General features: G+C 56.9%; 10 protein-coding genes. 7 read left to right on the forward strand and 3 right to left on the reverse strand.

Features of this window, described 5'->3' with window-relative positions; translation table 11 throughout:
• Positions 1-127: 127 nt before the first annotated feature.
• From AC221Y_RS12500 to hflX, 6 genes are all read left to right on the forward strand, one after another.
• On the forward strand, positions 128-2,389 hold the full coding sequence (locus AC221Y_RS12500; RefSeq protein WP_486707427.1) for a sensor histidine kinase NtrY-like: 2,262 nt from the start codon (positions 128-130) through the stop codon (positions 2,387-2,389).
• A gap of 19 nt (positions 2,390-2,408) precedes the next feature.
• Positions 2,409-3,827 carry a nitrogen assimilation response regulator NtrX gene (gene ntrX / locus AC221Y_RS12505; protein WP_299753861.1) on the forward strand — a complete coding sequence of 473 codons (1,419 nt, stop codon included), beginning with the start codon at positions 2,409-2,411 and terminating at the stop codon, positions 3,825-3,827.
• Between the two features lie 113 nt (positions 3,828-3,940).
• Complete coding sequence (trkA, locus tag AC221Y_RS12510) at positions 3,941-5,317, forward strand: Trk system potassium transporter TrkA (RefSeq protein WP_299753860.1); 1,377 nt, start codon at positions 3,941-3,943, stop codon at positions 5,315-5,317.
• A gap of 17 nt (positions 5,318-5,334) precedes the next feature.
• Positions 5,335-6,834 carry a TrkH family potassium uptake protein gene (locus AC221Y_RS12515; protein WP_366141712.1) on the forward strand — a complete coding sequence of 500 codons (1,500 nt, stop codon included), beginning with the start codon at positions 5,335-5,337 and terminating at the stop codon, positions 6,832-6,834.
• Between the two features lie 134 nt (positions 6,835-6,968).
• Positions 6,969-7,202 (forward strand): RNA chaperone Hfq, encoded by a 234-nt coding sequence (hfq, locus tag AC221Y_RS12520; protein WP_299753858.1) that lies wholly within the window; start codon positions 6,969-6,971, stop codon positions 7,200-7,202.
• Positions 7,203-7,204: 2 nt separating this feature from the next.
• Positions 7,205-8,479, forward strand: coding sequence for a GTPase HflX (gene hflX, locus AC221Y_RS12525; protein ID WP_299753857.1), 1,275 nt, complete (start codon positions 7,205-7,207; stop codon positions 8,477-8,479).
• On the opposite strand, the gene AC221Y_RS12530 is transcribed toward hflX, so the two are convergent.
• The 3 genes from AC221Y_RS12530 to AC221Y_RS12540 form a co-directional block, all read right to left on the reverse strand.
• A complete protein-coding gene (locus tag AC221Y_RS12530) occupies positions 8,452-8,988 on the reverse strand; it encodes a Hint domain-containing protein (RefSeq protein ID WP_299753856.1) in 537 nt (178 codons plus the stop codon). The genes hflX and AC221Y_RS12530 overlap by 28 nt on opposite strands.
• Positions 8,976-9,524, reverse strand: a complete 549-nt coding sequence (locus tag AC221Y_RS12535) for a hypothetical protein (protein ID WP_299753855.1) — start codon at positions 9,522-9,524, stop codon at positions 8,976-8,978. Before AC221Y_RS12535 ends, AC221Y_RS12530 begins: the two co-directional genes overlap by 13 nt.
• Before the next feature lie 68 nt (positions 9,525-9,592).
• Positions 9,593-12,058 carry a penicillin acylase family protein gene (locus AC221Y_RS12540; RefSeq protein ID WP_486707428.1) on the reverse strand — a complete coding sequence of 822 codons (2,466 nt, stop codon included), beginning with the start codon at positions 12,056-12,058 and terminating at the stop codon, positions 9,593-9,595.
• 74 nt (positions 12,059-12,132) lie between these two features.
• Here AC221Y_RS12540 and AC221Y_RS12545 point away from each other — a divergent pair.
• The coding region (locus AC221Y_RS12545; RefSeq protein ID WP_486707429.1) for an NAD(P)-dependent oxidoreductase at positions 12,133-12,771 on the forward strand (639 nt) is incomplete at its 3' end.

Here is a 12,771-nt window from a genome sequence, read left to right on the forward strand (position 1 = left end):
CGCGTGACACGGAGGCGCAAATTGATGTAAAACCGCAACAGAGAGTGGCCAATCCGTAACTGTGGATAAAGCGTCGCCAATATAGAGCGGTCGCCACTCAGCGTGGCACATTATATGGAGGGTCCGGGTGGCGGGGCGCGCACGGGCATTAACTTGGCAAAAACTGATCCGTCTCAGACGGATGCGACGTGTTCAAAATGCGGCGACCCTTGGCGTTGTGGTTTTGGGCCCGGTCCTGGCGCTGGCGACTTTCATGGTTTTGGGGCCGCTAGACCGCACGTCTTCGGCCCTTTCATTGCGGCTCGTTTTGCTAGTCGACCTTGTCTATGTGCTGCTTGTCGCGGCGTTGGTCTTTTCGCGGATCGCTACGATGATAGCAGCGCGGCGCGCAAAATCGGCTGGTTCTCGCCTGCACCTGCGCCTGACCGGCGTGTTCGCGATCATCGCGCTTATTCCAACCGTAACAGTCGCTGTGTTCGCCGGTTTAACGATCAACATCGGCCTTGAGGGCTGGTTTTCGGATCGGGTTAGGGGCGTAGTGGGGGCATCCTTGGCGGCGGCGGAGGCCTATCAGGAAGATCAGAGGCGCGATCTTGGTGAAGACGCAAATGTTTTGGCGCGCTTCCTGAACGCGGCGCGGACACGCTCGGTCTTTGTGTCTGATGCAGAGTTGCGCCAGCTTCTTGGGCAAGGGCAGGGGCAAATCCAGAGAGGCTTGCGGGAGGCCTTTGTCATTGATGGTACAGGCGATATCCGCACCCGCGGCGAGCGATCGTATCTTTTTGACTTTGAGGAGCCAACAAGCCTGGACATAGTATCGGCACGGGATGGGCAGACGGTCATTATCGAGGATTTGGCGACGAACGAGTTCCGCGCCCTTTTGCGTCTTACTGCGTTCCCGGACCGCTATCTTTACGTCAGCCGGGATGTGGATGGCCGCATTCTTGGGCTTTTGGATGAAGCCGAGGAAACAGCGCAACTTTATACGCAGCTTGAGGCCGAGCGCGGGCGTGTCGTCTTTGAGTTTGGCCTTTTGTATCTTGGATTTGCGGTGATTCTGATTCTGGCGGCAATCTGGCTGGGGTTGTGGTTTGCAGAACGATTATCGCGACCCGTCGGGCGGCTTGCAGGGGCGGCGCAGCGCGTCGGTGCGGGTGATTTGGATGTTCAGATTCCCGAGGAACAGGGCGAAGATGAGATCGCCATGGTGGGGCGCTTATTCAACCAGATGACACGTCAACTGAAGGGACAACGCGACGCTTTGCTAAACACGAACCGTCAGATTGAGGAGCGACGCCGCCTGTTTGACTCCGTGCTTTCGTCAGTGACTGCAGGCGTGATCGGGCTGGATGCGGAAGGGCGCGTTAGCTTCATTAACCGTTCAGCGGAACGCATCCTGCGCACGGACGCACCCACCGAAATTGAGGCGCCTTTGCATGTGATTGTGCCAGAGTTTGTGTCTTTGCTGGAAGAGCTGCGCGCCAGTGGCCGCGAAACCGCACAGGAAGAAGTACGCATATCACGGAGGGGCGTCGCTGAAACGCTGCTTGTCCGCATCGCCGAACGACGTACCACCGAGAGCGAAGACGCCGGATACGTGATCGCCTTTGACGATGTCACCGATCTAGTTACCGCGCAGCGCATGGCGGCTTGGGGGGATGTGGCGCGTCGGATTGCGCATGAGATCAAGAACCCGTTGACGCCAATACAACTGTCGGCCGAACGTATTCGTCGAAAGTTCGTCCCAAGCGCCGGTGAAGACGCGGCGCTGCTTGAGAATTTGACCGACGTGATTGTGCGTCAGACGAATGATCTGCGCCGGATTGTGGATGAGTTCTCGAAATTTGCGCGGATGCCGGAGCCTGAAAAGTCGATCCATGACCTGAGGAAACTCGTCGCGGACGCCATGTTGCTGCAGGAGGACGCAATTGAAGGCGTGTCTTTGACGTCTGATCTTCCTGACGCGCCGGTCCTTGCCGATTTGGATTCGACAATGATCGGGCAGGCATTGACAAACATTATTAAGAATGCCGGTGAAGCAATTGAAACGCTTGGAGAAAAGAAGGGTTTCCCTGATGGATTTCAAGGGCGGGTTCATCTGGAGATGGAGGTCAGGGATGGAGCTGCTCATATCACGATCAGCGACAACGGTATCGGACTTCCCGACGATCGCTCCTTTTTGTTTGAGCCTTATGCGACGACGCGCGAGAAAGGCACCGGGCTTGGGTTGCCGATTGTGAAGAAGATTATCGAAGAACATGGAGGCACGTTGGCATTGGTTGACGCGGCTTCGTTGGACCAGTCGGGCCAGATCGGCGCGGCTGCAAAAATCGTGTTGCCGCTTTCGGCAGCGCAGGAAAAAGCCGGCGACCTGGCGGTCGCTGAATGATAAAATCAAGGAGGCATTGATGGGCGATATTCTCATAGTGGATGACGAGCGTGATATTCGCGAGTTGATTTCCGATATCCTGAAAGACGAAGGCTTTACGACGCGGCTTGCGGGGACATCGGAGGAGGCGATGTCAGAAATGAACAAGGAAGCACCGTCGTTGATGGTGCTCGATATCTGGCTGAAGGACAGCGAGATGGACGGGATTGATATCCTGAAAGCGGTGCGGCGCGACAACCCGGATGTGCCGGTGATCATCATTTCGGGTCATGGAAACATCGAGATTGCCGTCGCGGCGATCAAGCAGGGGGCATACGACTTCATCGAAAAGCCCTTTAATATCGATCAGTTGATGGTGGTCGTAACGCGCGCAATGGAGACATCACGTCTGAGACGTGAAAATACTGACCTGCGCCGCAAGGACGTCACAACCACAGATATGGTCGGCTCAAGTCAGTCTTATCGCACTTTGAAAGCGCAGTTGGACAAGGTCACTAAGTCCAACGGACGAGTGATGCTGACGGGGCCTGCGGGGGCTGGCAAAGAGATTGCAGCGCGGTTCATTCATGCCAATTCCAACCGCGCCGAGGGGCCGTTTGTGACGGTCAATTCGGCTTCGATCGAACCCGACCGGATGGAAGAAGTTCTGTTTGGCCGTGAAGGCACCGGCCGTGGAATTGAGCCCGGTCTTTTGGAGCAAGCGCACGGCGGTATCATCTTCTTTGATGAGATTGCGGATATGCCGCTTGGGACGCAGTCGAAGATCCTGCGAGTCCTGACCGAGCAAAAATTTCAGCGCGTCGGTGGCGGTGACTTGGTGCGGGTTGATTTGCGGGTGATTTCGTCGACAACGCGCAGCCTTGAGGGTGAGGTCGAAAACGGCACGTTCCGTCAAGAGTTGTTCCATCGTCTGAACGTCGTGCCGATTGATGTGCCATCGCTTGCTGAGCGCCGTGAGGATATCCCGGAATTGGCGAATTTCTTCATCGCGAGTTTCAACAAGTCGCAAGGGATGCCACTGCGTGCGCTGTCTGACGATGCGATTGCAATGCTTCAGACGATTTCGTGGCCTGGAAATGTTCGGCAGTTGAAGAATGTTATCGAGCGCGTGCTGATCCTTGGGTCTGACAAGGGCGATATTTCTGCGTCCGAAATTCCCGGAACCAGCAATGAAGTTGAAGAAACCGACGAGAACCGCGTTGTGCTTTCGGGCAGTCTAGCGACCTTGCCTCTGCGGGAAGCGCGCGAGATGTTCGAGCGGGAGTATCTTCTTACCCAGATCAACCGGTTCGGCGGCAACATCAGCCGTACTGCAGGTTTCGTCGGCATGGAGCGTTCGGCGTTACACCGTAAATTGAAGTCCTTGAATGTGGTCACGTCGAACCGCGCAGGGGCTCGGTTTGCGACTGTCGTCGAAGACGCGGAAGAGGACGCGTGATCCATTCAGGCAGCGCGCGCTGAAATGAGCGGTTTCATTGTACAAGGCGATCTCTTGATTGCGGGGCAACACCGTGTCACCAAGATCGCCACAACGTCGGCCGAGGGGCAGATATGAAGGTTATCATCTGCGGAGCGGGTCAGGTGGGCTGGCAAATTGCACGCCATCTGTCTGGTGAGCGCAATGACGTGACGGTCGTCGACTACAATGCTGATCTTGTGCGCCGCGTCACGGATGCACTGGATGTGCAGGGTATTGCCGGACACGCGAGTTATCCGGATATTCTTGAGCGGGCGGGGGCGCGCGATGCGGATATGATCATTGCTGCGACGCACTCTGATGAGGTCAATATGGTGACCTGCCAGGTAGCTCATTCAGTGTTTGATGTGCCGCGCAAAATCGCGCGGCTGCGGGCTCAAAGCTATCTGACAGCGATTTACTCTGATCTGTACCGGCGCGATCACATGCCGATTGATGTGGTTATAAGTCCCGAGCGTGAGGTTGCTGAGGCGGCATTGCGGCGGCTTTCGGCGCCTGCTGCGTTTGACACCGAGTTGTTTCTCGACGGCAAGGCGCAGCTTCTTGGGATTTTGCTGGACGAAGATTGTCCGGTGCTGGACACGCCCTTGCGACAATTGACGGATTTGTTTTCAACGCTGCGGGCGATTGTCGTAGGTGTGCGCCGCAACGGCCGCTTGTTTGCCCCTGAACCCGGCGATCAGCTTTTTGCTCATGACCAGATATACGTAATCAGTCATGTCCAGGACGTGAAGCGGACGTTCGAGATATTTGGCAAGGTCGTGCGCCGGCAGGAACGGATCGTGATCATCGGGGGCGGGAATGTTGGGCTTGCTGTTGCCAGCGCGCTTGAAGGCCGGGCCGAGCGGCTTCGTGTCAAGATCATTGAGCGCGACCGCGACTGCGCGGAACGGGCCGCAGACGCTTTGGAGCGGACGATTGTTCTAAACGGCGACGGTCTAAGCACCGAGCTGTTGGAAGAGGCTGGCGTAGGGCGGGCGGACGCTGTGCTGGCAGTTACGGACGACGATAAGACCAATCTTCTGGCATCGGTGCGTGCCAAGCAAGCTGGGTGCCCTTTGACGATTGCGCTGGTCAACGATCCGACGCTTTTGCCTTTGATGGATCCCTTGCATATTGATGCCTACATCAACCCGCGCGGCACGACCGTATCCTCGATCCTGCGTCACATCCGGCATGGCCGGGTGCGCGGCGTATATTCCATCGGAGACGCTGAAGCCGAAGTGATCGAAGCTCAAATTTTGACGACATCCCCTTTGTCGGGAAAACTAATTCGCGAGATCGACTTTCCCGAAGGTGTATTGGTTGGGGCCGTAATGAAAGGCGAAAAGGTCGTGAAGCCCACCGGAACCACGCGGATCGAAGAAGGCGATGTGATTGTGGTCTTTACGATGGCGTCTGACGTTCCGGAGGTCGAGCGGCTGTTTCAGGTCTCGATCGACTTCTTCTGATGCTTTGGGCAACGCGATTGCCGCTGATCGTCCTGTTGGTTGGCTTGGGCGCTTTGGCGATGTTGGTGCCCGCGGTTCATGCCTATGTGACCCGTGATCTGGTGACGGCGCGGGCATTTTTATATTCCTGCGTCATGTTTTTGTTCCTGTTTACGATGATTGCCTTGGGCACATCGAACTACAATATTCGACGGCAAGGACGCAGCCATCTGATCTCGCTATTCGCACTTTTCGCGGCGTTGCCTGCGATGTTGGCGGTGCCGTTCAGCGAGGTTGTGACGGATACGACTTTTGGCAATGCTTACATCGAAATGGTGTCGAGCTTGACCACGACGGGTTTGACGCTGTTTGAGGCTGATCGCTTGCCGCCAAGTGTCCACCTTTGGCGTGCATTGGTCGGCTGGCTTGGTGGATTTTTCATGTGGGTCGCAGCAATTGCAGTTTTCGCACCACTGAACCTGGCCGGTTTCGAAGTTGTTGCGGCGACTGAATCTAGTCGGGATCAGAAGGGCGGAGTGGTTCGCCTTGATCATATCGGAGGATCCTCGGAGCGTCTGGCGCGGTTTGCCGCGCGCCTTGCGCCGATCTATGGCGGGCTGACGGCCGTTCTTTGGGTGGCTTTGATGCTTGCCGGAGATACGCCGCTCGTGGCGATCTGCCACGCGATGGCGACGCTGTCGACGTCCGGTATTTCGCCTATTGAGGGGGGCGTCGCGGGGGCAACTTCGGGATATGGCGGTGAATTTCTGATTTTAATATTTCTGGTGTTCGCCCTGTCGCGCCTGACATTTACCTCGGATGGCAGGCAGGATGGCTGGCCCGCGTTGATCCGGGATCCTGAACTGCGGCTGGGGATTTCACTGATTGCTATTTTGCCCGCACTTTTATTTTTGCGTCATTGGCTGGCGACGATCGAAGACGGCTCGGACGTGACGGTAATTGAAGGGATCGTCGGGATTTGGGGCGCGGTGTTCACCGTGGCGTCATTCCTGACGACCACGGGATTTGAAAGCTCGGCTTGGGGTGAGGCCCGCGCCTGGTCGGGGCTGGACGCGGCTGGACTTGTGCTTATGGGGCTGGCGGTTTTCGGCGGCGGCGTTGCGACGACTGCGGGCGGCGTAAAGCTTCTTCGGGTTTATGCCCTTGTGAAGCACGGCCAACGCGAGATGGATAAGCTGGTCTCACCGTCTTCGGTTGGCGGTTCGGGGCAGGTCGCACGTCGTTTTCGACGGGAGGGCGCCTATGTGGCTTGGGTGTTTTTCATGCTATTCGCGTTGTCGATCGCCACGATATCGACGGCCCTGGCGTTTTTCGGTCTCACGTTTGAAGAAGCTCTTGTGTTGACGATCGCAGGTCTGTCCACAACCGGACCATTGGTCGATGTTGCCGCCGACAAGCCGATTGATCTGATCGCATTAGCCCCTGGCGCCAAGGCCATTATAGCGGCAGCCATGGTGCTTGGCCGCTTGGAGACCCTGGCAATTATCGCCCTGTTGAACCCGGAATTCTGGCGTTAACCCTGCTTAGAATTTAGGCGGTTCGAAATATTCTTTTGGGCTAGCAAGTCTTTTGGATGCGATCCATAGTGGGTTCTCTAACTTGGCGTCTCGATGGCGCTCGAACGTTTGCAAGAAAAAAGGCAATAAATCTCATGGCTTCGGATAGACAGAATTTGCAGGATGCATTTCTGAACCATGTCAGAAAGACCAAGGTTCCGGTTACCATCTTTCTTATCAATGGCGTCAAACTTCAGGGCGTGATTACATGGTTTGATAACTTTTGTGTTTTACTGCGCCGGGATGGTCAGTCCCAGCTTGTATATAAACACGCAATCTCCACGATTATGCCCGCACAGCCAATTAGCCTGTATGACGGCGAAGAATAAGCGTGGGTGAGACAGAAGCGAGGGCGACACGCGCCCTTGTTCTGCACCCCGACATAACGAGCGACAGGAATCGGCGCGACGCGACGTTTGCGCTTAATGAGGCTGTTTCGCTTGCAGTTGCTTTGCCCGGAATTGAGGTTGTCGGCGCGGACTCCATCAGATTGCCGAAACCAACACCTGGAACTTTGTTTGGCTCGGGCAAGGTGGAAGAGCTGGGTCAAAGGATCAAAGCCGATGACATCGGCTTGGTTCTTATCGATGGTCAGCTCACACCGGTGCAGCAACGCAATCTTGAGCGCGAGTGGAAAACCAAGCTTTTGGACCGCACCGGACTGATCCTAGAAATTTTCTCGGATCGTGCCGCAACGCGGGAAGGCGTTTTGCAGGTCGAAATGGCGGCGCTCACGTATCAGCGGACCCGTCTTGTGCGAGCGTGGACTCACCTTGAACGGCAGCGCGGAGGTTTGGGCTTTGTGGGTGGGCCCGGTGAAACTCAGATTGAGGCGGACCGGCGCGCCATTGACGAACAGCTGTCGCGGTTGAAGCGTCAGTTGGAAAAAGTTGTGAAAACGCGCACCTTACACCGTGCGGCGCGCGCGAAAGTGCCGTTTCCCGTGGTGGCGTTGGTTGGCTACACAAACTCTGGGAAATCGACGCTGTTCAATCGTTTGACGGGCGCGGACGTGGTGGCCAAGGACATGTTATTTGCCACTCTTGATCCGACGATGCGGGCGATCAAATTGTCCACCGGGCGAGAAGTGATCTTGTCGGACACGGTTGGCTTCATTTCGGATCTGCCGACACAGTTGGTCGCCGCCTTTCGCGCGACCTTAGAAGAGGTGCTTGAGGCCGATCTGATTTTGCACGTGCGCGATATTTCACATCCCGAGACGGATGATCAATCGGCGAATGTCTTGGGTATTCTGAATGATCTCGGTGTCCAGGAGGCGACCCCTCAGATCGAGATTTGGAACAAGATTGACGTGTTGGACGACGAAGCCCGCGCGGCGCGCGAGGCGGAAGCGTTGCGCAAGGACGACATCCAGGCGATCTCGGCGCTGACTGGAGCGGGTGTTGAGGAGTTTGTTCTGGCCGTCACCGAAAAGCTTGATCTGGATCGTCAGGTCGCGACGGTTGAGATTGATCACGCGGACGGCAAGAAACGTGCCTGGGCCTATGAGCAGGGGATCGTTTTGTCCGAAACTCGTTCGGAAGACGGCGTCGAACTTACCGTGAATTGGACGTCAGTTCAGGCAGCCCGCTTTTCCCGGCTTTGAATGGCTGAACGGCAAACCGCTGCTTCTTGCGCTGTAAGGCAAGGATATGCGGTTTTCTGGGTTAAGCCGGCGTCTAGGGCCGCGCGAATATCGCGGCGATCATCCAGTGACATTGATAAAAGCGCGGTATCGCCGGGAAATAGGGTCTCGCTTTCGCATCCATTCGCACGGATGCATGTATGGGGCGCGCATACCAAGTTGACATAGGTGGTTTCGGTGGCGGAGCCTGGACGGGCGTAGGGCATGTCGCGGGCGGCGACGAAGGCCGCGTCAAACCCGCAGAGCGTTTGCAGTTCGGGGGCTCGGACCGGAATGTGATGTTGGGGAGAAGCGTGCAGATCGTGCAACGGTGTGGACGTGGCAGTGGTGCCCTTGGCGATTGTGACGGGGCACAATTGGGTAAAAGCCCTGATCGATTGGGCATTGAAGGTTTGGCATCCGATAAAAAGGACCGGCTTTGCGGCCCCGTCCTCCGATACGATCAGGTCTCCGACTTTCAGGGTTTCCACTGGGACGCCGCGGTTAGGGGGTAGTTCTGCGTTCCTGAGACGTGGCAGACGAAGAGGTTACCCAAATTGTGTGCGCCATTCGGGAAGTCGTCCATTATGTCGAATGTGTCTTGTGACTTGGTTGCGGCATTCGGGCCATCGGGATCAAAGAAAAAACCTCGCAGGAAGAAAAGCCGCGTTCCGTCAACCAGGGTGAGGATCACGACCTCTTCGCCGCGAATGTCGGTATTATTCGGGGCCAAACCATTGAGTTTATTTGTGGAAGGAAGCGTTCCACCAAAGTCCATCATGAAACTGATCGGCCCGGAATCCAAAGCGCCGTCGCCGTTGGTGTCGAAATAAATCACAGTGTCCGGATCATTGCTGCCATCCAGCGTGAAATCAAGCTTCAGGCCGCCGTCATCGGTGCCATCATTGTTAGTATCGGCGCTGAACGTAAGCAGTGAGGTTGGCTGCTTATTTGTATTGGACGCGTTAAGTGACGCGTTTCCTGCACTGCTGCTGCTATCGCCTCGCGGCCAGAGCAAAAGCGGCATGGTGTGCTCCTTTTGCTTATAGTAATCTTAACGCGTTTTTTTGTCGGGCAAGAAGCAAAAAGACGGCGTTAATTGGCCGGAGTAAGCCGGGTGATGCCGACGGCACCGGCGCGGGCGAGGTCTTGGTTCAGGGTCATCGGAATGTATTCACCGCGCCGCCAAAGCTCGCCTAAATCGTCATAGTGGCGGCTAAGCGGGTGGCCCGATTGCCCGGTGGAAATAATGAAAACTGAGCTGTCGGGGTCGGCGAAATCGTAAACGCCGCGATAACCCGCGCCGTGAATGTTCTGAAACGGATCGGGGCCACTGCCGCGGGTCTGCCCCCGATGAAGCGTTTGATCGCCGCCGCTGGTGGACTGGCGAATGTTTACCAGCCACGCAATCCACCCGACATCCCCAAGCACCGTATGGTTATGGGTCGCCTCGTGGGCATCCCCCCAACGCAGGCTTTCCAAAGCCGGGCCATAGCGTTCTTCGATCCACAAGATTGCATCATCGAGAGCAAGCCGGGAAAGATTTGAGCAGGACTCAATTGGCGCGCTTTGGATGACGTCACACCATGCGGAAGCACCGTCGATATCGCGGTAGACCCGTTCCAAGAAGATCGGTTCGGGGCGCTGGAACTGCTCCGTCAGAGGACCAAGCTCATCGCGGATCAGGCGATCTTGCAAGGCACGCATCCAGGCCGCGTAGATCAGAGGCTCGGGAAGATGCTCGTTCATCTCGCCGTTCCATTCCGCCAAAAGATCAAGGGCGCGGCGCCTTTGGCGTTCGGGTGTGCCGTCGACGGCGGCTTCTCCGGTGAACCACAAATCGCGTGCAACAAGCGGCAGCAGGGTGCGTGCAGTGACCGAAACCGTATCAAGTTGCGCCTCGATAAAGCTTTCGCGGGTGTGGACTTCGCGGGTTTGCATCAGGCGCTGCCATCGTTGAACGCGCTGCGTGTCGCCCCAGTCAAAACTAACATGAAGCGGGAAGGGCCGATCGATGGATTTGTTGTTCGTATTGCCAACAATACCGCCATCGGGCGTGCGAAACTCTGGATTTGCGGCATAAGACATCGTGCCTTGCCAGCGGTTCTCGGCCAGCCAGCCGGGGGCCGGCATACGGCCTTGGGTCTGGTGGCGTGCGGCGCGGCGTGGAAGTTTCCCGATCACTTTCATCGCCGCACTTTCGCGGTCGACGACGGTCAGGTTTTGGGACGTCGCAACGAAGTCTTCGCCTGCGGAAATGGCTGCATCAAGGTCTTGAGCGCGCATTATTTTCAAGAGCGCCTGAATAGAGGTGTCTTCCCCGCTGAGCGCTGTCCATGCCACTGATGCGACGTGACCCGCCGGCGTGATGGCGGCCAAGCCGTACTGGCTTCCCTCAAGGATGGGTCCGTTTTGGGACCATCGAAGGGTAAGCCTGATGGGTTCCGCGTCGTTGATGTTGACGATCGACTGGCGTGATTGAAGCGTTTTCCAGCCCTCCGGTGTCAGGACTTGTTCCGGATTGTCGGGGTTCACTTTTTCGATGAAGACGTCCTGGTCGTCTGCGTAAGAATTGGTTAGCCCCCACCCAAGCGCATCTGAGCGCCCGACAACAACCGCCGGGCTTCCCGTAAATGTGCCGCCGATGACGCCTCCGGTTTCCAGCTCCATGCGCGCAAGATACCAGATCGTGGGTGCTGTGAGTTCCATGTGGGGGTCGTTTGCCAGAAGGGTGCTGCCAGCGGCCGAACGCGCGGGAGTTGCGGCCCATGCGTTTGACGCCCCTGCCAATCCCCTGGCTTTCACGGGTGACATTGGGTCGTGTGGCTGATTTTTCAGGTGGGCAAAACTTGGAAGAGGCGCGTCAAAAAGGGAGGCGTATTCGGGCAGAGACGCGAGGGCCTGTCCCGGCGTGTCGGGCAGAATATCTGAAAGCCTCTCATCGGACAGGATACGGGAAATGCGCGCGCGCAACACTTCGCGCTGGACATGGTCGGTCAGCGAGAGAGCCATCAGCTTGCCAATCGCAAGGCTGTCGGCGGGCTGCCATAAGGCGATGCTTGGCTCGAACAGCCAGAATTCCGGGGCACCTCGACCAAGTGCGCCCTCATTGACCTGGCGTAGCCAGGCGTTGACGCCCGATGCATAAGATTGAAGGGCCGCGGTTGTATATGCGTCTTGTGCCGCGACGGACTTCACGGCCAAAGGATAAAGATCAAGCCTGCGCAAAAGCCGATCTGTTCTGACGGTTTTTTGCCCGAACAACTCGCTTAGGCGCCCCTGTGCGGTGCGTCTTAAGAGCAGCATTTGCCACAAGCGATCTTGTGCGTGGGCTAACCCAAGTCCGAAGTAGACGTCTGTGTCCGATTGGCCGAAAATATGCGGCACATTTGCGTTATCGCGCACAATTTCGACTGGTGCACTTATACCGGCGACCCTGAAATTGTGGGTGTAGTCGGGAATTGATCTCGAAAAAAACCAGTACAGCAGAATGGAGGCCGCAAGCGCGAACATGACCAGTCCTGTGGTTATTCGGGTGAGCCAGCGGAAAAGACTGAGCATGAATACCTTGTTGACTGCGGTTGCCTGTCCACTAGGTAAAGCCCGCAGAACAATGGATGACAAGGGAGGATGCTATGGCGAAGTGTGCATTTTTGGGGCTGGGCGTTATGGGCTATCCCATGGCTGGCCATTTGGCGGCCGAGGGCCACGATGTAACGGTTTTTAATCGCACCGCAGCGAAAGCTGAAGACTGGGTGGCGCAGCATGGAGGCGCAAAAGCGCTCACGCCTCGCGCGGCTGCAGATGGCGCCGAGTTTGTCATGTCCTGCGTGGGCAATGATGACGATCTTCGCTCGGTTTGCCTTGGCGACGATGGTGCGTTTTTAGGGATGAAGCCCGGCGCCGTCTTTGTCGACCACACGACGGTGTCTGCCGCTGTGACGCGTGAGTTATATGCGGCTGCCGACGGCATAGCAGTGTCATTCGTCGACGCGCCTATTTCGGGCGGTCAAGCGGGCGCGGAGAACGGTCAGCTTTCGGTCATGTGTGGGGGGGATCAGGGGGCGTTTGATCGCTCGGAACCTATTCTGCAGGCCTATTCTAAGATCTGCCGCCGCATCGGCGAAAGCGGCGCAGGTCAGATGACCAAAATGTGCAACCAGATTGCAATTGCCGGTCTGGTACAGGGGCTGAGCGAAGCGCTTCATTTCGCCGATAAGGCAGGCCTTGACGGGCGCGCGGTTGTAGAGGTGATTTCACAAGGGGCTGCGGGA

This window comes from Boseongicola sp. (assembly GCF_057460485.1).

Bases quoted from the DNA above. Each gene is read 5' to 3' on its own strand.
- AC221Y_RS12540 (WP_486707428.1), bottom strand. From the start codon at position 12,058: ATGCTCAGTCTTTTCCGCTGGCTCACCCGAATAACCACAGGACTGGTC.
- trkA (WP_299753860.1), top strand. From the start codon at position 3,941: ATGAAGGTTATCATCTGCGGAGCGGGTCAGGTGGGCTGGCAAATTGCA.
- AC221Y_RS12535 (WP_299753855.1), bottom strand. From the start codon at position 9,524: ATGCCGCTTTTGCTCTGGCCGCGAGGCGATAGCAGCAGCAGTGCAGGA.
- ntrX (WP_299753861.1), top strand. From the start codon at position 2,409: ATGGGCGATATTCTCATAGTGGATGACGAGCGTGATATTCGCGAGTTG.
- hfq (WP_299753858.1), top strand. From the start codon at position 6,969: ATGGCTTCGGATAGACAGAATTTGCAGGATGCATTTCTGAACCATGTC.